This is a genomic window from Stenotrophomonas sp. STEN031 (genome assembly GCF_056759975.1).
In genome coordinates, this window is sequence record NZ_JBRREA010000001.1 from 193,214 (window position 1) to 212,493 (window position 19,280).

A 19,280-nucleotide genomic window follows, 5' to 3' on the forward strand; every position below is an offset into this window, starting at 1 on the left:
CCTGTTCCACAGCGGCGGCAGCCGGCCGCGACCGTGTACAGTGAGGGCGTGCCACGGATGCATCTCGACAAAGGGTCTCGACATGAAGTCACTCCTTCCACTTCTGCTGCTGGCGTCAGGTGCATTCGCAAATGACGTTGCTTCAGCCAATGAGAACACCAACTGCAGCTGGCCTCTGAACATGCCCGCTGCAAGCCTGCTGCTGGTAGGTGAAGTCCATGGCACCAACGAGACACCAGCACTGATTGGCGACCTCGCCTGCGCCAGCGCAACGTCAGGAAGTCCAGTGGTAGTCGCGCTGGAGATTCCAATCGAAGAGCAGACAAGCCTGGACAACTTCCTGGCAAGCAAGGGTTCCGATGCGGACCAGGCGGCATTTCTAGCCACCCAATTCTGGGCACGCCAGCCTCAGGACGGGCGATCCAGCGTGGCCATGTTGAAACTGCTGCATCGTCTACGAACACTTCGTACTGAAGGTGCAGCAATCAGCGTGCTGGCCGTGGACGATGGCATGGCCGGATCAAGGGACGCAGGTATGGCCAGGCACATCCGCTCAGCACACGGCGGGGGAGCCACGGTGATTGCTCTGCTTGGAAACGTCCATGCCAGCCGTCAAAAAGGTCGAGAGTCAGCACCCTACTATGAGCCGGCCGGATACCTGCTGTCCGACCTGAGTCCCCACAGCGTCTATGTGCGCGGGCCTGCCGGCACAGCTTGGGTTTGCGTACCGGAATGCGGTGTCACGCCGATCCAGAACAACCGCTTCGTTGGCGACAACAGGGGCTATCTGCCGGCAGCTGGATCGATACCCGGCTATGACGGCCTCTATGCCCCAACGAGCAGCACGGCGTCACCTCCAGCCGTCAACTGAAGGTCCGGTTTCGGCCTATTCACCACGTCAAGCGATGGTCCTGCATGTGGAGTATCGAAACCAAGCTTCAAGCAACCCGACTCTGACCCCAAATTTCCCGCTCTGGCTGCCTGCTGCACCCGACATAGCGGTGTACTAAACTTCCCCGCCGCGATGAAACTTGGTTGATGATGAAGGGAATGACATTGACGTTGCTCGCGCTGATCTGCTGCTCCAGCGCCTGCGCCCAGGAAACTCCGGCAAGTACCGCCAGCGAAAGCTATGAAACAAATCTCAGCAGAGTCTATGGCGCCATTCGTACAGCCAAGATGATTGGGGAACTCTGTACGGAGAGGTTTCCAGACCAAGGCAAAGCAAACTCGGACAGCTACGCGGCCTGGCAACATCGCCATCTCCCTTTCATGGAGGAAATCGAGGCTGCCATGTCATCTTTTGCCTTGAAAAGCGCCGACGGAGATCCGCAGAAGCATGCAAGGTTCATCTCTGGAGTGGAAGCGATTTTTTCCCACATGGGCGATGCCATGAGAACAGAAATGAAGGCTTCGATGCCCGAGGAAATCGCCCGCAGGTGCGAGCTCTATCCGAAGTATCTGGAGCTGGATCGAATGGATCTGGAGAAGCACCACGCAAAGGAGATGATCATTGTTCGCCGCGGCCCTGAAAATTGAGTTGAACCCTCAAGCCAGGCAACAAGCCTCCAACAAAGGCCGGGCATCTTTGTAGAAGCAGGTCCATTCGCAGGAACGCACGGCAAGATTCTTGCATTGAATCGGCTCTTTCAAGCCGAGTCTGTGCAAATCACTCGGACCGCTGGCTTCGATGCTCCCACACCATCGCCTACAAGGCGCTTATTCTGCGGGGTGCATCTACCACTCAACCAGCCGCTGCTACAACTACCCATCCGCTGCATGCTATCAAGGCGACGCGCGCAGCCATTCCGTTGCTGCCTGAATCACATTCTGATCAGCCGGCACAAAATTCTCGGGCTGTATACCGCGTGGATACTCAACCCCAGATCGATCGGTGAATACCGCGGTCGTCAACGCAAGCACGCCGCCATCAGGAAGACCAAAGCTTCTATTGGAGGTTGAGAGTCCCGCAGTTGGCTCGCCGAAAAAGCTGGTCTCAGGGCGACCACGGAAAGCAACCGCCACCGCTTCCCCGGAACTTGCCGTCCTCGGCCCGACAAGAACAGCAACACGGCTGCGCGACAGTTCCACGCTGCATGCATCCGAGCGCCTGGATTGCCATGGGGTTACAACCCCATCGCGCTCTTTGATCGCGCCGACGTTGGCGCTGCCCAGAAATGAGTGCAGCCCATTGATCATCGGCCACATATTGCCCCCGGGGTTTGCACGCAGGTCGATGATCCAACCTCTCGGTGATGTCGGCGCGAGGCTTGCGACCTGCTTGCAAAGCAAGGCACTGAAAGCCCGGCTAGCGACCAGATCGGTTCCGCTTAGTCCGGGAACGAGCAGGTAGCCGATGTCCTGCATGCTCCTGGCTTCAATCGGCTGCGTTGCAATGGCACTTTCACGGAGCGCCATTGCACGCTTCGGCGCCCGAATGGAGCTGTGGCGATCTTCCAATGTGACAAGTACTTTCTGGATTCTGCTGTAAGCCTCTTGTGATGGCAGTGCTTTCAGCTCGTCTGTCAGAAGCACGGCCCGCTCTGCATTCCAATCCACCCGGCTTGCATTCAACGCATTTGCCTGGATGACGGCGATGGCATGGTCGAGCATGTCGTAGGCTGACACGCCGTTCACAGTGACGGGCTCTGCTTTGAGCGTGACGTGCTCGACGCCCACATGCCCGGCACTCGCAAGCGTCGCACCAAGCTTCAGACGGGTGCTGTCCAACGGAACATACAGCCTAATTTCCCTCGTTTGGGCCCCATCACCGGAGCGCACCGGCTCACCGGCGGAACTCTCGAACGCAATCCGTCCGTTGGGTCCATCAGCGCGCCCCCAGAGGCTGGCACTCCCCACGCCTTGTTTCACCTGCAATGTGCCGGAAAGAACCACCTCCTGCCCTCGGTAGCCATGCGCGTCAATCGAAGTGATGGCTCCAATAAAGCCCTCTGTACCGGTCGACTCACCGGACAAACTGACGGCCGCACCCATCGGCCCCGTAATATCCCCCGAGCCGTTGACGGATGATTGAGGGCTGGTGCCTCGCCAAACCGTATCTGAAGCTGCCCATTCGCTGAAAATTACAATAAGAAAAAAGAGAGCTATGCGCTGCATGGCCGACATCCTTGTCAGAACGGGAAGTTCATCCTAGTTCAAACCCCGCAATGGGGTGAACCTGGAGCTATTGCTCAACACCCGCATCACGTTGCAGAAGAATTTGGCAGGTGAGCAACCAAGACGCAGCCTTACTCCAAGCCTTCATCGAACTCAAACCTCGACGAAGCCTACTTCAACAACGGCTCTGTCAGGCATACATGGCACTGCGACTGGCGCGGCAGGAAATCAGCGCGCAGTAGTAGAGGAACGCATATGCGTGCTACCGAAAAATGGTTATTCCTCCCTAAAAGTACTCTCCACAACTCTCCACTTCCCGTTCTTCTTTCTCATCAGGGCGTCAACGTTCTTCCCGGAGGGTACAAGGTGAAGGCCGATAAACGCCGCATCTTCGTCGTAATAAAGCCGCTCGACAAATACAAAAGGCCTGCGTGAATTGAAATCAGGATGTGATGAAGCAATGATACGGAGGCTTCCGTGATTACCGGGGCACGCCTTTTGATGAGAAGCAACATCCTCCCAAAGGATGACAACTTCATCAGTGATCCTCACGTTCGTGTATTTGACAAACTCAGGATCACGGCCGACGGACTCCACTATGGCCGAGTACTCGGCACTGCAATCTGGAGCTTTCTCGACGGCGCGCCGGGAACACCCCGTCGTGAAGGCCACCAAGAACAAAAAGGACAGAAGTGCAGCGGACGTCAGTGACACCGGAAGCCTAAAGAATAAAATCTTCATACTTCCTCCGCGTACCAATGATTAGCGCCTATTGCAATCAATCTTTCTCTGATCTCGACGTCTCTCTAATCAATCTGACCTATGCCTCCCCGTTTACCATAACACGCGCCCCCCAGCTCCCCTAAAAATTTTTGGTACTCCTATGACTGCGTGGACGCCGACCTATCCAATTTCGGTCTTTCCAAGAGTCATGTTTATGCACAAACCGGTTTTCCGACCTGGCGTAGTCAGGCATGCGGTACACATTGAGAAACGGCGCAGCGTCTTCCGTTAGTTCGCAGCGATGGGTAAGAACCACTATTTAACTTCGAGCAAGAGTAACCAACACTTTAGTGTAGGCATCGCCCATTCGCGCTCCAGAACCGCCTGAAATACTCGGATCCCGGGGAACCGCAACATGAGAAATGGCGCCCCTCGAAAATTTTTGAGAGTTTGCGAAATCTCCCCGGCGCAGATAAAACAAGATCGTCACAGCTCGCCGCGTAGCACTGCCCGGCCTGTGACATCTAGGAGTATTCATTTCTCAAAGGAGCCAAAAATGGAGCAGGCAATACACTCAGGCTTACCCAGCTTGGCGTTTGAAGTGGGCATCAATGGCAGCTCGCAAATAGAGTCAACCATCGAACCGGTATCCGTTGTTGTCATGGTAATCGTGGCCGTCCTTTAAATAAATGGAGATACAAATGCCGAGCATTCGCGAATTGCCAACACTCCCGTGCGATGTCGCCATCCATGGCAAGGCGGGCTTTGATGAAACAGCTGGTCCCGCGTGCTTCGCGCTGGGCGTCGTGGCAGGTGTATTCATCAATCGACAGATCAACTAAGTGACCGCCGACGCAGGTTTCTTTCCTGCGTCGGCACAAAGAGGCGAGCGACACGATGAAGGATCCATCTAAAGTTCTAGCCATCTGCAATGACATCGACAACCAAACAAACTTCTTCAGATTATCAAGCGAGACACTTGGCTTGGAGGGGCGATTGGATTCAATCGGCGCAACAAGCAGAATGAGGTCAATCGCAGAATCACTATCCCACGAAGATAAAGTAGACGCTGTGCGAGAACAGCTGTGCGAAGCAGTATCTCTAGTATCCGCCGAACGCATAGAAACATTGATCTCCGAGGAGTTGCTCCGGTTCGCCAACCATCCCCTCTATGCCACGGCGGCAAAAACAATCGACAGCGATGCGCTTACCGGAATCGTGCTTTTCGATAGCGACGAACTGCGCGTCTCATTGGTCTCCATGGGTCCGGTTTCTCACCGTATCAAGAAGGGAAATAAGAGCAAGACCCGAGTATCCGGCGTAACCATGCAAGGCACGGACTCAGCCATCAAGTTCATCAAAGGTGGCAACGCTACGCTTAACTTATGGTCGGCAACACCGTTCCACCGCGAAGACCCGCTTTGCTTCCGTGAAATGCAACGGCAACCAAATAAAAAGGTAGCAGACGGAGATATATTATTTTTGGAGGGCGGTTCGACCGGGATGTCCATTGCCTATTGCGACTCCCCTGTTCTTTTTGCCATTGCAACTCGCAACAGCCCCAGAGCAGCAGTGAATGTTCATTATGGAATTGAAGGACAGCTTCATTCCTTCACTGCAGCAGATATGAAATCCTCTCGCATTCAACTCCTCGCAACGCTACTACGAGAATTGGATTGGCATCCTGGCGTAGATCCGCTTATCGAGATAGCGAAGGACCACCCTGACCATTTCGTCCGATGGCACGCCATGCGAGAAGCTATTGTCTTGGATCCAAGCGCGTCTGCTCCGCTCCTTACCCATATGAAAGATCAGGACCGCAACCCGCAAGTTCGTGAAGCCGCCGCAAAGACCGTTGCATTGATGAAGGTATATGAGAATGCCGATAAAAATTGATTGTGACGACAGTACTTCGATCGAACTTGGCGACCTGGTTGAGTTCTTGTTTGAGAACAATATTCAGCCCATGGACCAGGATTCACTGGCATCCGCGTCAACTGCGCTGAAGAAATTGTCGAACAATCGAAAATTCCTCGCAGAAATGATTTGCTCCGAGCTAAAGGACTATCGCAATCTTCAGGCAGCAAATAGCTATTCCGCACAAGTTTTCATGATGTATCCACCGCAGCGGAATGGGCAGCCATTTTTTTTAAGAGCCTGTCTATGGCCAGCGATTGACGACCAAATGGTAAAGAGCAGTGGTACGGAACCATTTTTTTACCACCAGCCGCACGACCACAACTTCAATTTCCTGACCGTCGGCTACCAAGGCCCTGGCTATGAAAGTGACTACTACGAATACGACTACGAAGAGTGCGATGGAGTCAACGGCGAAAAGGTTAATCTTCGATACATCGAGAGAAGCAGTCTTTCCAGAGGAAAAATACTCCTCTATCGTGCTTTTACAGACATTCATAATCAACTACCCCCAACCTCGTTCTCGGTTTCATTGAACATCATGGAGAACTCTATAAGAGCTTCGGTGATGGATCAGTATGCATTTGACCTGAACAGCGGAAGAATTTCAGCACTCATCAACCGCACATCTGCAGGCTCCGTATTCGGCGCGGCAGCTGCATTAGGGAACGACGAACACAAAGACATCCTCAGATTCATCGCTGCAAAGCATGAAATCGAACGCATCCGTCTCGCCGCATTCGAAGCGCTGGCCAACGCTGCGTCTGGACGGGAAGAAGCTCTGGATGTCTGGTCGGCGGTGCGCGACAGCGATTCAGCCTTCCTCAGGGGCTGGCGTCAAGTTCGTACGGCCGAGATCGAAAATTTTGCTTGAATGACGAACGGAGGCACTCAATTGCTCCAGGTTGAATCAGTAAGAAAGCATTTCGGCGAAACCATGGCTGTTGATGATGCCTCGTTCGCCGTTGAACAGGGATCGATCGCGGCGCTCATCGGCCCCAATGGAGCTGGAAAATCCACGACATTTCGCATCATCGCTGGGCTTACTCGCAAGGACGCTGGGCGCGTAATCTGGCGTGGTCAAGACATACAAATCGCGCTTGCAAAAGAACAACTAGGATTTCTACCCGAAGAGCGTGGCCTATATCAAGATGTCGCAGTAGAGCAGTTATTGAAATACTGGGCGCGCTTACGAGCAATTAGGACCCGTCGAATACCGGACCTACTGGAGCAGTGGCTTCACCGTCTAGACCTCCATCCGAAGAGAAATCAAAAGGTCAGATCATTATCAAAAGGAAATCAACAAAAATTGCAGCTAGCCGCATGCCTGATGCATTGCCCAAGCCTTCTAGTACTGGACGAACCATTCTCAGGACTGGACCCCATCAATCAAGATTTCATATCTGACATGCTTATTGATTGCGCTAGCGAGGGGGCAGCAGTTCTCATCTCCGCGCACCAGCTCGCGCTGGTTGAGCGTATCACCTCAAACATCACGCTCATTCAATCAGGGCGCACTTCAACTATCAGCGGTTATGAAATGGGGTGCACTGAAAATGTGGAGCCATCCATGCGCACCGTCACATTACGAGTAAAACAGGGCGCTGCCCCAAGCTTCAGCAACCTTCCGCCCCACCGCGTGACTGGACACGTGAAAAATCGACTGACAATTGAGTTCCCTGAAATAGCCCTTAGCGCCTTTACCACCGCACTCGTCGAAATTAGCCGCCACGATGCCGTCCTGGACATCGATATCACCCGTCCCAACCTCCACCAAGCTTACGTATCCGCCATCGCATCCAACCGATCCGGAGTCAAGGATGGACCGTAGAGTACTAGACGTCGCCCGTTTCGAGTTTCTTAGATTCTTTGACATCAGGGGAGAAATAATCAGCCTTTTGATCCTTTCACTGATAGCACTTATTCGCTTCGGCGGCGACGCGATGATAGCGCTATCAGCACCTACAGGAATAAATATCGGCATAGAGACACCAAACGTCGACCTATTCCCTGCCTCTTCATCCAAACGATTCAACTTCACCCCCACGTCTGCCAGCTCTCACGAAGATTCTCTCAAAAAAATTGAGAATGGGGAGTTGGCGGGTCTTTTAGTAGAGCAGGAGCCTGCTGTTTACCGCTTGTACACAAGCAAAAGGGTGTATTGGCAGGAAGCGCTTATAGAGAGCTTCGCACCCTTCCACCTAAAGATCAGCTCAAAGCGCGAAGGAGTATCAGAGCAACAATTCAACGAGATCATCCGCCCCCTTCAGTTGATCCCGCATACTACAAAGGGAGCATTGGGAAAAGCCAGGCCCGACCGCTACATTATCTCCATAAGCATAATGATACTGACGATTATGGGCGTCATTTCCGCGCTCTCCTTAATAATGCAAGGGATAGCAGGTGAGAAGTTCGGGAGAATCAGCGAGATCGTACTCGCCGCTATCACACCGGCGATCTGGTTAGATGGGAAGATTATCGCAGCCGGTCTACATGGACTCAAGACAATTGCCGCGTACGCTGCCTACGGCATAGCCACAGCAGTGATACTTGGAATCCTCGAAGTATCCGACATTTACGCAGCGGTTAGAAGCTGGGCGCATCTGTCGATGGCCATAGCAAGTGGAGCACTGGGACTATTGCTCTGGAGCCTCATTTTCTCCCTTGCCTCAGCGCTGCTCCCCAACTCTACATCCCCGATAAGGAACACACTGATCCTGTTGCCAATGACATGCCTTCTACTTTGCCTCGGTGGCGCGAAGGAGCCCGACAATGGTTTTATCGTTGCCCTCTCATTCTTCCCGCCAACGATGCCGTTCGCAATGCCTCTCCGCGTCACGTCAGACACCGCATCCAGTTGGGAAGTCGCTGTTTCAGCAATCCTAGTTATCGCCTCATCCATCTGCCTTCGCCACTTCGTCATCAAAGTATTCTCCGAAGCTGTCCTAAAAGGAGAGGGAAGCGGAAAACACCCTCACAACAGGTCCAATGAAGAACATCCAACGGAATGGCAAAAAAAGCTGAACGCCCCTGGAGGTACTAGCCGAAAGTAAATAAAGCAAATAAATAGCATGCCCTCCAAGCCCCAGAGGGGGCGAGCCGTTCATTGTAAGTTGCCCCACCTTATCAACAGCTCATTCTTCAGGGCATATAAACCTGAAAAAGCCAAGTGGTTTGTATCATCCACCTATTCATGATCCGAGGGGGCTTTCGCCGGTCTCAACTCTTCCGCTTAGCCCTAGGATGCGCAGCATCATAAACCTTGGCCAGATGCTGGAAATCCAGATGCGTATATATCTGCGTGGTTGCAATATCCGCATGCCCCAGCAGTTCCTGCACACCACGCAGATCGCCTGAGGATTCCAGAATATGGCTGGCGAAACTGTGCCGCAGCATATGTGGGTGCACGTTCTTGAACAGCCCTTGGCGTTGCGCCAGTTGCTTGATGCGGATCTGCACGGCGCGCTGACTGATGGGGCCGCCGCTGCGCCCCGGGAACACAGGCTTCTCGCCGGTGCCGCCGCTTTCCCTGCGCCACTCCTGCAATGCGTTCATTGCATGCGAGCCGACCGGCACGGTGCGTTCGCGGTTGCCTTTGCCGTGCACCAGCACGATGCCGGTGGCGGTATCGAGGTCGCGCCAGCGCATGGCGCAGAGTTCACTCAGGCGCAGGCCCGAGGAATAGAACAGTTCCAACAGCGCGCGGTCGCGCAGGCCCAGCGGGGCGTCGGTGGGCAGTTCGACCAGCTGCACGGCTTCGTCGGCGTCCAGCACCTGCGGCAGTTTGCGCGGTGCCTTGGGCGCACGCAGTCCGGCTGCGGGGCTGTTGTCGATGACGTTGTTCTTCAGCAGCCAAGCGTAGAAGCTGCGGCAGGCCGATAGGCGGCGCTGCAGGCTCTTTGCTGATAAGCCGCGGCGGTGCTCGCTGGCGACGAACTCGCGCAGCTGGTCGCCTTGCAGGGTTTGCGGATCGGCGACGTCGTGCGCTTCGCACCATTGCGTGAGCGCGGCGAGGTCGCGCTGGTAGGCGTCCAGCGTGTGCGCCGACATGCGGCGCTCGACCTGCAGATAGGACAGGAATGCCTGGACGGCGCTCATCGCCGCGTCACTCCACTCAAGCGCTGCGGAAGCGCTGCAGGCCGGCCACCAGCGATTCGCCCATCATGCGCAGGAACAGCGTGCCCATGCCGGGATAGAAGCGGTTGGGGTCGTAGCTGCCTACCGCGATCAGGCCGACGCCCGGCAGCGGCAACAATGCGGTGGACGACACTTCGTTTACGCGCTCGCCATACAGCACGACGTTCTTTTCCTGCTGCAGGCGGCCGCAGATGGGCTCGCCGTCCTGCAGGCAGTCGTGGAACGGCGCCAGCTTGGCGTCGTCCTTGGCGATGACCTGCAGCCACGGTGCTTCGGCCAGTTCCGGCACGTCGTCGAAGGAGACGATGCGCACCAGGTCGCCGGCGAAATCTTCTTCCAGCGAGGCGGCCATCGCGCGCAGGGTGTCGGCGGCGCTGGTCTGGCGCATCAGCGCCAGGGTCAGCTGGTGGGTACGCACGGCCAGGCGCTCGTTGATCTGCGCGTTGGCGCCGAGGTCGGCCAAGCGCCGCGACAGCTCGCGGCTCTTGTCGCGCAGCACTTCCAGCTGGTAGCTGGCGAGCGAGGCGGTGGGGCCGTCGTCGCGCGGCACCACCATGGTCAGTGCCAGATCGGGGAACTGTTTGAGGAAGGTCGGATGACGCCGCAGCCAGGCTGCGACTTCATGGGCACCGATTTTCTCGACTGTGTCGTTCATCCCATCCACTCTCCGTCGAATACGAATGCTGCCGGGCCGGACATCACGATCTCGGCATCGTCTGCCGGCCATTGGATACGCAGGTCGCCACCGGGCAAGGAGATCAAGGCGTCACGCTGCAGGCGGCCGCGCTGCATCAGCACTACCGCCGCCGCGCAGGCTCCGCTGCCGCAGGCCAGGGTCTCGCCAACGCCGCGCTCGTAGACGCGCAGGCGGGCGTGGCCGGCATCCATTACCTGGGCGAAGCCGACATTCACCGATTCCGGGAACGAGGGGTTCTGCTGCAGCAAGGGCCCTACCCGCTCGACCGGTGCGGCGTCGACCGAGCCGACTTCCAGCACGGCGTGCGGGTTGCCCATCGATACGGCGCCAAAGCGCACGTTCTCGCCCTGCAGCGAGGTCATGTACTCCTCGCGCGCACGCGGGAAGCCGAGCAGCGGAATCTGTGCCGGCTCGAATTCGGGCTTGCCCATGGCCACGGCGTATTCGCCATTGGCCAGGCGCTGCACGGCATGGGTGCGGGTGGGACTGTCGATGATGAAATCGTCGCCCTGCGCCGCGCCGTCGCGTACCAGCCAGGCGGCCACGCAGCGCGCGCCGTTGCCGCATTGCTGGGAGGTGGAGCCGTCGGAGTTCCAGATGCGGTAGGACGCTACCGCGCCTTCGCTGCGCGGGGCCTCGATGGTCAGGATCTGGTCGCAGCCGACGCCACGATGACGGTCGGCCAGCAGCGCTGCCTGCGCTGCATCCGGCGGCGCACTGCCATCACGCAGGTCCAACACCACGAAATCATTGCCGGCGCCATGCATCTTGCTGAACTGCAGGCGCCCTGTTGCCGACTTACTCATTGACGCCATCACCACCGGTTGCATCGTCCAGCGCCTGATCTGCCTTCTTGTCGGCAGCCGGGTCAACCTTGTCGGTGGCCGGATCGGCAGCGGGCTGCTCGGCCGGGATGACTTCCTGTTCCTCGATCGGCACCGGCTTCTGCGGCATCACCAAGGGGCCTTTGTTACCGCAGGCACTGAGACCCAGCAGCAGGAGGGCCGCCGGGATGAGAATCAGGAAACGGGACGTCGTGTTCATCCCCGGAGTATAGCCACTGGACCATGAAGTCCGAATGGCAGGCGCGTTCCGTTCAGCGTTCGCCGGGGGGCAAGGGGCGCAGCCACAGCCACAGGCAGACACAGGCCATGATGCTGATGGAGGTCCATTTCACCCAGGCCAGCGGCACGCACCACAGGGTGATCAGGGCGCAGGCCAGCATGGTCAGGCTGGCCATCCACTTGCCCTTGCGGCTGACCGCGCCGTGCGCCTGCCAGTCGCGGATGGCCGGGCCGAAGCGCGGGTGATCCAGCAGCCAGCGGTGCAGCCGCTCGGAGCCATGCGAGGCCGCCCACGCCGAAATCAGCACGAAGACGGTGGTGGGCAGCCCCGGCACGAAGATGCCGACGATGCCCACGCCCAGGCTTACATAGGCCAGCAGCCACCACGCCCAGCGCAGGCGCGGTGGGCGCGTGCGTGGATCGGGAGGATCGCGTGGCGGTGGTGTATCAGGCATCGCTACGACCCGGCTGCATCAATCGGCCAGGCCCAGCTGCCACAGCACGAAGGCGAAGGACTCGGCCTGTTCCTTGTAACGCTGGAAGCGACCGGACTTGCCTCCGTGGCCGGCCTCCATGTTGGTGCGGAACACGATGGGCTGGCTGCCGGTGTTGACGTCACGCAGCTTGGCCACCCACTTGGCCGGCTCCCAGTACTGCACCTGCGAATCCCACAGGCCGGTGCCGACGAACAGCGACGGATAGGCCTGCGCGGTGACGTTGTCGTACGGCGAGTACTTGAGCATGTAGTCGTAGTACTTCTTCTGCTCCGGGTTGCCCCACTCGTCGTACTCGTTGGTGGTCAGCGGGATGCTGGCGTCGAGCATGGTGGTGACCACGTCGACGAACGGCACCTGCGCCACCATTACCCGATAGTCGCCGGGGGCCTGGTTGGCCACCGCGCCCATCAGCAGGCCACCGGCGCTGCCGCCCGAGGCCGCGACGCGGTCCTTGGCAGCATAGCCCTGTGCGACCAGCGCGCGGGTCACGTCGACGAAATCGTTGAAGGTGTTCTGCTTGTGCAGCAGCTTGCCGTTCTCGTACCAGCTGCGGCCCATTTCCTCGCCGCCGCGGATATGCGCGATGGCATAGACCACGCCACGATCGAGCAGGCTGACCACGCTCTGGTTGAAGCCCGGGTCCATCGACATGCCGTAGCTGCCATAGGCGTACTGGTAGAGGGCGGCGGTGCCGTCCTTCTTGAAGCCCTTCTTGTAGACCAGCGACACCGGAATGCGCGCGCCATCGCGGGCGGTCACCCAGACGCGCTCGGTTTCATACTTGCTCGGGTCATAGCCGATCACCGGCTGCTGCTTGAGCAGACGGCGCTCGCCGGTCTTGACGTTGAGTTCGTAGGTGGTGGCCGGGGTGGTCAGCGAGGTATAGGTGTAGCGCAGCCACTCGGTATCGGGCTCGGCGTTGACTGACAGGCCCATCGAGTAGGCAGGCTCATCGGCCTTGACGAACTCGCTGCGGCCATCGGCGAACAGCAGGCGCACGCGCTCCAGCGCTTCGGCGCGCTCGGCGATGGCGGTGTAGCCGTCAAACAGCTCGAAGCCTTCGATCAGCACCTGCGGATCGTGTTTGACCCAATCCTTCCACTGCTTGCGGTCAGTGGCACCTTCCGGCGCGGTGACCAGCTTGAAGTTGGTGGCGCCATCGGCATTGGTACGGATCACCCACTGGCCGTTGTAGTGGTCGGCGTCGTATTCGACGTCGCGCTCGCGCTTGGCCAGCACGGTGAACTCGCCCGGGTTGGCGGCCGAGGTGTAACGCAGCTCGGAGGACACGGTGCTGTCCACGCCGATGGTGATGAAGCGGTCGTCGCGGGTGCGGCCGATGCCCATGTAGAAGCTGTCGTCCTTCTCCTCGTAGACCAGCACGTCGGCACTGGTCGGGGTACCGAGCACGTGCTTCTTGACGCGCACGGTGAGCAGGGTTTCGGGGTCATTCTCGACGTAGAACAGGGTGCGGTTGTCATCGGCCCAGATCACATTGGCCGAAACGCCTTCGATCACGTCATCCAGCAGCTTGCCGGTGCCCAGGTCCTTGAAGCGGATGGTGTACTGGCGGCGGCCGACGCCATCTTCGGCATAGGCCAGCAAGGTGTTGTCGCGGCTGATGTCCATGTCGCTGACGGCGTAATAGCCCTTGCCTTCGGCCAGCGTATTGAGATCCAGCAGCACCTCTTCCGGGGCCTGCATGTCACCCTTGCGGCGGGCGTGGATGGGGTAATCCTTGCCGGTCTCGTAGCGGGTGTAGTACCAGTAGCCGCGCTCGCGGTACGGCACGCTGGCATCGTCCTGCTTGATGCGGCCGACGATCTCGGCGTACAGCTTGTCCTCCAGCGGCTTGAGCGGCGCCATCAGGGCGTCGGTATAGGCGTTCTCGGCGTTGAGGTAAGCCAGCATCGCCGGCTCCTTGCGCTCGTCGTCGCGCAGCCAGTAGTACACATCCTCGCGTTGCGCACCAAACGGGGCAGTCACCGTATGCGGGCGCTTCTCGACATCGGGCGGGGTGGGCTGGGACGCGGCGGCGGTATTGATCATCAGGCTTGCAACCAACAGGCAAAGAAGAGGTTTCATCGGGTTCGCTCCGGAACAGCGGTGGTGCATCCAGTGCAGCAGGCCACAGTGTGCCATGCCCGGCGCTTGCCCCGCTGCCATCAACGGCGCCTATCATGCAGCGATGAACACGCCCCACACCCCGCACGCCCCATACAGCCGCCGCAGTCAGGAGATCGCGCCCTTCCACGTCATGTCGCTGCTGGCCCGCGCCAACGCGCTGGAGCAGCAAGGCCACGACGTGATCCACCTGGAGATCGGCGAGCCCGATTTCACCACCGCCGAGCCCATCGTCCGCGCCGGCCAAGCCGCATTGGCGGCCGGCCATACGCGCTACACCGCGGCGCGCGGCCTGCCCGCCCTGCGCCAGGCCATCTCGGGCTTCTACGGCCAGCGCTACGGCCTGGATATCGACCCGGAGCGGTTTCTGGTCACCCCGGGCGGCTCGGGCGCGCTGCTGCTGGCCTCCAGCCTGCTGGTGGACCCGGACAAGCACTGGCTGCTGGCCGATCCCGGCTATCCCTGCAACCGGCATTTCCTGCGGCTGGTGGAAGGTGCGGCGCAGCTGGTGCCGGTGGGGCCTGAAAGTGGCTATCAGCTGACCCCGGACTCGATTGCGGCCAATTGGAATGCTGGCAGCGTTGGGGCATTGGTGGCTTCGCCTGCCAATCCGACTGGCACCACCCTGGATGCCGGGCAATTGGCTGGCTTGTCTTCCGCACTGAAGGAGCGTGGCGGGCATCTGGTGGTGGATGAGATCTACCACGGCCTGACCTATGGCTTTGATGCGCCCAGCGTGCTGGAGGTAGATGACGAGGCGTTCGTGCTGAACAGCTTCTCCAAGTATTTCGGCATGACCGGCTGGCGGTTGGGCTGGCTGGTGGCGCCGCCGCGCGCGGTGCCCGAGCTGGAGAAGCTTGCGCAGAACCTGTACATCAGCGCGCCGTCGATGGCGCAGCATGCGGCGTTGGCCTGTTTCGAGCCGGAGACGATTTCGATCTTCGAGCAGCGACGCGAGCAGTTCCGGCAGCGGCGGGATTATCTGTTGCCGGCGTTGCGGGGGCTTGGGTTCCGGATTGATGTGGAGCCGCAAGGTGCGTTCTACCTGTACTGCGACGTGAGCGCGTTTACCGATGATGCGCAGGCGTTCTGTGCACACTTCCTGGAGACCGAGCATGTGGCGTTTACGCCTGGCCTGGATTTTGGGAACCACCGCGCCAACCAGCATGTGCGGATTGCGTATACGCAGGATGTTGGGCGTTTGCAGGAGGCGGTGGAGCGGATTGGGCGTGGGTTGGAGAGCTGGTTGGCTCGGAAAGTTGGCTGAGAGCTGAGGGCTAAAAGCTAGAAGAATAAAGGCACCCCTCCCCAGCCCTCCCCTTCGCCCGTGGCGAAAGGGAGGGAGCAGAAGCAAGGCATCAAACAGCAAGCAGGAGTGCTTTGGCTTTGGCTTTGGCTTTGGCTTTGGCTTTGGCTTTGGCTTGGGCTTGGGCTTGGGCTTGGGCTTTCGCCATTCCCTTCTCCCGCTTGCGGGGGAAGGTGCCCGGAGGGCGGATGGGAGGACGCTTTTGAGCTTTTGAGCTTTTGAAATGCCTACCGCAATTCACTAACAAGACTCCGCTCTGCCCTCACCCCAACCCCTCTTCCGCAGGCGGGAGAGGGGCTTAAGCCGAAGCAAAAACAAACGCCACCTTTCGGTGGCGTTTGTTTTGCATCACTTCAAACCAGGCATCACTTCTTGCTCAGCTGTTCCCACAGGAAGCTGTAAGCCAGTGCCGACATATGCGCGGCCTGCGCATTGTTCGCCGCACCACCATGGCCGCCTTCGATGTTCTCGTAGTAGGTCACGTCCTTGCCAGCGTCGATCATCTTGGCCGCCATCTTGCGGGCGTGGCCCGGGTGCACGCGGTCATCGCGGGTGGACGTGGTGAACAGCACCGGCGGGTAGCTCTTGGCCGGGTCGAACAGGTGGTACGGGGAGAAGGTCTTGATGAAGTCCCAATCGGCCGTATCCGGGTTGCCGTACTCGGCCATCCACGAGGCGCCGGCCAACAGGTGGCTGTAACGCTTCATGTCCAGCAGCGGAACCTGCACCACCACCGCACCGAACAGCTCCGGGTACTGGGTCAGCATATTGCCGGTCAGCAGGCCGCCGTTGCTGCCGCCCTGCACGCCCAGGTGCTTGGCCGAGGTGATCTTGCGGGTGACCAGATCCTGCGCCACCGCCGCCATGTCCTCATACGCCTTGTGACGGTTCTGCTTCAGCGCCGCCTGGTGCCAGCGCGGGCCATACTCGCCACCACCACGGATGTTGGCCACGACATACACGCCGCCCTTGTCCAGCCAGGCCCGGCCCATGCCGCCGGAATAGCTCGGCGTCAGCGAGATTTCAAAGCCACCGTAGCCGTACAACAGGGTCGGGTTGGAGCCGTCCAGCTTCATCGCCTTGTCGTGCACCACGAAGTAAGGCACGCGGGTGCCGTCCTTGCTGGTGGCGAAGTGCTGCTCGATCACCTTGTCGCTGGCATCGAAGAACGCCGGCATGGTCTTGAGCACTTCCGGCTGCTTGCCGATTTCGGCCAGGGCCAGCGTGGTCGGGGTCAGGTAATCAGTGACGGTCATCCACACCGCATCGCTTTCATCCGCGTCCACCGCGCCGACACCAATGGTGCCGAATGCCGGTGCGCCGGTGAAATCGCTGCTCACCCAGCCGTCCTTGCCATGGGTCAGCACTTTCAGGCGGTTCTTGACGTCATCCAGCACGTTCAACACCACGTGCGACTTGGTCCAGGTGGTGCCGGCCAGCGAGGTGGTGTCGGTCGGCGCGAACAGCACGTCGAACTCGCGCTTGCCTGCCATGAAATCATCAAACTTCGTCGCCAGCAGCGAGCCGGCGGTGTAAGTCTTGCCACCCACGGTCCACGGCTCGCGCAGCTCCAGGGTCAGCCACTCGCGGCGGATGCCCTTCTCGGCCGAATTCGGCGCGTCCACCTTGGTCAGCTTGCCGTCGGCACCGATCAGGAACAGCTCATTGTTGTAGAAGGCAATCGTGCGGCTGACGAAGTTGCGCTCGAAGCCCGGCGTGTCATCGTGCATCGCCGAGATGTACATGTCCTCCGGCTTGCCTTCGTACACGGTGGTTGCGGCGCTGATCGGGGTGCCGCGCTGCCAGCGCTTGACCACGCGCGGGTAGCCGGAGGTGGTCATCGAGCCATCACCGAAATCGGTATAGACGAAGACGTTGTCCTGGTCGATCCAGCCCAGGCCGCCCTTGGCCTCCGGACGGAAGAAGCCGTCCTTGATCCAGTCCTTCTTCGAAACATCGAACTCGCGGGTGACATCGGCATCGGCGCCACCGCGCGACAGCGCGATCAGGCAGCGGTTGTATTCCGGGCGCAGGCAGTTGGCGCCGTGCCATACCCAGTTCTCACCCTCGGCCTTGTTCAGCGCGTCCAGGTCCAGCACGGTTTCCCACAACGGCTCGGCCTTGCGGTATTCGACCAGCGTGGTGCGGCGCCACACGCCGCGCTCATGCTGCTTGTCCTTCCAGAAGTTGTAGTAGTAGTCGCCGATTTTCTCCACGCCCGGGATCTTGGCGTCCGAATCCAGCACCTCACGGATGCCGGCTTCCATCGCCTTGAACTGCGGGGTCACGGCCAGGCGGCCTTCGGACTTGGCGTTCTGCTCCTTCACCCAGCCCAGCTGTTTGTCGCCGGTGACGTCTTCCAGCCAGGCGTACTTGTCCTGGGTGTCTTCAGCGGCCACGGCGGCACCGGCCAGGCTGGTGGAAAGCAGGCCTGCCACAAGGCAGGCGGAGGTGAGTCGGGACATGTTGGCTCCATGCGGTCATAGGCCGCGAACGCTAGCACAGGCCCCGCCCCTGCCCCACGTGTCGAAGGTCAGGCCGCCTGCGGCAGACGGCGCCGGGCCGGGCGACGGCCACGGGTGGCTTGCGGCCCGCGCTTACGCGGCTTGGCGTGGCGATTCCGCCAAGCTGCGGGTAGGCGAAAGCGGTACAAGGCCCACCAGGCACTCAGCGGCATACCCAACAGCCACAACGGCATCCAGCCGATCCACGTGCTGTGACCACGCGCCGCCGGCCAGACCAGGACCAGCGCCAGCCCCGCCAGGGCCGCCTGTCTGACGCACCGCAACACCCGAGGATCGGGCGCTTCAGGCGTGCTACGACGGGATGACGATGCGAGCGGCTTGGTCATGACGTTCTCCGGCAACATGGCTGTGTTGGAATGCATCCTCGGCGGCCGCCATCTCACAGACTGCGACCTGCCATTGACGGGCGCATCACTGCCCGCCGAACATGCAGCCCTGACCTTCATAGGTGCCCTACCCGTAATGCGACCGATTCCCGTCTTCCTGTCCGTTTTGTTGTTGAGTCTGGCCCTGCCGCTGAGCCCGGCATACGCCCAGGAGACTGCCCCGACGGCGACGGTGGAGGGAATTGCCGAGGGGCCGATTGACCTGCAGCGCTTCATGGGCCGCTGGTATGTGATTGGCCGGGTGCCCAATTTCATCGAGCGCGGCCATGTGGCCAGCGTCAACACCTATACCTTGCGCGACGACAACAAGGTTTCGATCCAGTACCAGTTCCGTGACGGGTTTGCCGAGCCTGCAGAAGAGATCGAGATCCGCGCCAAGGTTGACGAAGACAGTGGCAACCGCCGCTGGCGCACCTGGTTCTACCGGGTGGTGCCCACCCATACCCGCATCCTGGAAGTGGCGCCGGATTACTCCTGGGCGCTGATTGGCTACCCGGGTCGCGAAATGGCCTGGATCTTCGCCCGCGAACCGGACATGGACAACGCCACCTACCGCCAGTTGGCCCTCCGCCTGCGCGACAAGTACGACGTCAACACCGACAAGCTCAAGCGCGTACCGCAGCACCCGCAACAGGTGGACAAGCTTGGCTTTGAAGTGCCGAACAAGAAGTAACAGGCAGGATGGTAGTGCCCCGGCCCGGGAGGGCGGGGGGTTTGGCGGGGAGGCCCCCCCCCCGCAGGGGGGGGGGCGTCAATGCCCCCGCAACCGCACCCCCCCCCCCCCCAC

19 protein-coding genes are annotated in these 19,280 nt (G+C 59.6%); 9 read left to right on the forward strand and 10 right to left on the reverse strand.

The genetic code is table 11. The features are described 5' to 3' along the window. The first annotated feature begins 82 nt into the window (after positions 1-82). Both ACVOLQ_RS00865 and ACVOLQ_RS00870 read left to right on the forward strand, forming a co-directional pair. Positions 83-871 (forward strand): hypothetical protein, encoded by a 789-nt coding sequence (locus tag ACVOLQ_RS00865; protein ID WP_481526739.1) that lies wholly within the window; start codon positions 83-85, stop codon positions 869-871. A gap of 167 nt (positions 872-1,038) precedes the next feature. Further along, positions 1,039-1,539 (forward strand): hypothetical protein, encoded by a 501-nt coding sequence (locus ACVOLQ_RS00870; protein ID WP_481526740.1) that lies wholly within the window; start codon positions 1,039-1,041, stop codon positions 1,537-1,539. Between the two features lie 246 nt (positions 1,540-1,785). On the opposite strand, the gene ACVOLQ_RS00875 is transcribed toward ACVOLQ_RS00870, so the two are convergent. Both ACVOLQ_RS00875 and ACVOLQ_RS00880 read right to left on the reverse strand, forming a co-directional pair. Continuing rightward, positions 1,786-3,117: a S41 family peptidase gene (locus ACVOLQ_RS00875; protein WP_481526741.1), complete on the reverse strand. Its 1,332-nt coding sequence runs from the start codon at positions 3,115-3,117 to the stop codon at positions 1,786-1,788. Positions 3,118-3,393: 276 nt separating this feature from the next. Then, the gene (locus ACVOLQ_RS00880; protein ID WP_481526742.1) at positions 3,394-3,858 is read right to left on the reverse strand and encodes a hypothetical protein; all 465 of its coding nucleotides are present in this window, start codon (positions 3,856-3,858) and stop codon (positions 3,394-3,396) included. Between the two features lie 683 nt (positions 3,859-4,541). Here ACVOLQ_RS00880 and ACVOLQ_RS00885 point away from each other — a divergent pair. The 5 genes from ACVOLQ_RS00885 to ACVOLQ_RS00905 are packed head-to-tail and all read left to right on the forward strand — an operon-like array spanning position 4,542 to position 8,810. Beyond that, complete coding sequence (locus tag ACVOLQ_RS00885; RefSeq protein WP_313173279.1) at positions 4,542-4,682, forward strand: hypothetical protein; 141 nt, start codon at positions 4,542-4,544, stop codon at positions 4,680-4,682. A 55-nt stretch (positions 4,683-4,737) separates the two neighbouring features. Continuing rightward, a complete protein-coding gene (locus tag ACVOLQ_RS00890; protein WP_481526743.1) occupies positions 4,738-5,736 on the forward strand; it encodes a HEAT repeat domain-containing protein in 999 nt (332 codons plus the stop codon). After that, positions 5,720-6,631, forward strand: coding sequence for a transposase (locus tag ACVOLQ_RS00895; protein ID WP_481526744.1), 912 nt, complete (start codon positions 5,720-5,722; stop codon positions 6,629-6,631). Before ACVOLQ_RS00890 ends, ACVOLQ_RS00895 begins: the two co-directional genes overlap by 17 nt. Before the next feature lie 21 nt (positions 6,632-6,652). Beyond that, entirely contained in the window at positions 6,653-7,588 is a 936-nt protein-coding gene (locus ACVOLQ_RS00900) for an ABC transporter ATP-binding protein (RefSeq protein ID WP_481526745.1), read from the forward strand. Further along, positions 7,578-8,810 (forward strand): ABC transporter permease, encoded by a 1,233-nt coding sequence (locus tag ACVOLQ_RS00905; RefSeq protein ID WP_481526746.1) that lies wholly within the window; start codon positions 7,578-7,580, stop codon positions 8,808-8,810. Before ACVOLQ_RS00900 ends, ACVOLQ_RS00905 begins: the two co-directional genes overlap by 11 nt. A gap of 166 nt (positions 8,811-8,976) precedes the next feature. Here the strand turns inward: ACVOLQ_RS00905 and xerC are convergent, their stop codons facing one another. The 6 genes from xerC to ACVOLQ_RS00935 are packed head-to-tail and all read right to left on the reverse strand — an operon-like array spanning position 8,977 to position 14,237. Then, positions 8,977-9,855, reverse strand: a complete 879-nt coding sequence (xerC, locus tag ACVOLQ_RS00910; RefSeq protein ID WP_481526747.1) for a tyrosine recombinase XerC — start codon at positions 9,853-9,855, stop codon at positions 8,977-8,979. A 16-nt stretch (positions 9,856-9,871) separates the two neighbouring features. Continuing rightward, positions 9,872-10,549: a DUF484 family protein gene (locus tag ACVOLQ_RS00915; RefSeq protein WP_481526748.1), complete on the reverse strand. Its 678-nt coding sequence runs from the start codon at positions 10,547-10,549 to the stop codon at positions 9,872-9,874. After that, positions 10,546-11,397, reverse strand: coding sequence for a diaminopimelate epimerase (gene dapF, locus ACVOLQ_RS00920; protein WP_313173286.1), 852 nt, complete (start codon positions 11,395-11,397; stop codon positions 10,546-10,548). The genes ACVOLQ_RS00915 and dapF overlap by 4 nt, the downstream gene beginning before the upstream one ends. Then, the gene (gene lptM / locus ACVOLQ_RS00925) at positions 11,390-11,635 is read right to left on the reverse strand and encodes an LPS translocon maturation chaperone LptM (RefSeq protein WP_313495419.1); all 246 of its coding nucleotides are present in this window, start codon (positions 11,633-11,635) and stop codon (positions 11,390-11,392) included. The genes dapF and lptM overlap by 8 nt, the downstream gene beginning before the upstream one ends. Positions 11,636-11,687: 52 nt before the next feature. Then, complete coding sequence (locus tag ACVOLQ_RS00930) at positions 11,688-12,110, reverse strand: YbaN family protein (RefSeq protein ID WP_282269558.1); 423 nt, start codon at positions 12,108-12,110, stop codon at positions 11,688-11,690. Positions 12,111-12,128: 18 nt separating this feature from the next. Further along, positions 12,129-14,237: a S9 family peptidase gene (locus ACVOLQ_RS00935; protein ID WP_481526749.1), complete on the reverse strand. Its 2,109-nt coding sequence runs from the start codon at positions 14,235-14,237 to the stop codon at positions 12,129-12,131. Between the two features lie 103 nt (positions 14,238-14,340). Here ACVOLQ_RS00935 and ACVOLQ_RS00940 point away from each other — a divergent pair, with 103 nt between their 5' ends. Then, a complete protein-coding gene (locus tag ACVOLQ_RS00940) occupies positions 14,341-15,543 on the forward strand; it encodes a pyridoxal phosphate-dependent aminotransferase (RefSeq protein WP_481526750.1) in 1,203 nt (400 codons plus the stop codon). A gap of 404 nt (positions 15,544-15,947) precedes the next feature. Here the strand turns inward: ACVOLQ_RS00940 and ACVOLQ_RS00945 are convergent, their stop codons facing one another. Next, entirely contained in the window at positions 15,948-18,047 is a 2,100-nt protein-coding gene (locus ACVOLQ_RS00945) for a prolyl oligopeptidase family serine peptidase (RefSeq protein WP_481526751.1), read from the reverse strand. A gap of 68 nt (positions 18,048-18,115) precedes the next feature. Further along, complete coding sequence (locus ACVOLQ_RS00950; protein ID WP_313495411.1) at positions 18,116-18,433, reverse strand: hypothetical protein; 318 nt, start codon at positions 18,431-18,433, stop codon at positions 18,116-18,118. A 136-nt stretch (positions 18,434-18,569) separates the two neighbouring features. On the opposite strand from ACVOLQ_RS00950, the gene ACVOLQ_RS00955 reads away from it, so the two are divergent. Further along, complete coding sequence (locus ACVOLQ_RS00955; protein WP_313173293.1) at positions 18,570-19,166, forward strand: lipocalin family protein; 597 nt, start codon at positions 18,570-18,572, stop codon at positions 19,164-19,166. The last annotated feature ends 114 nt before the right edge of the window (positions 19,167-19,280 follow it).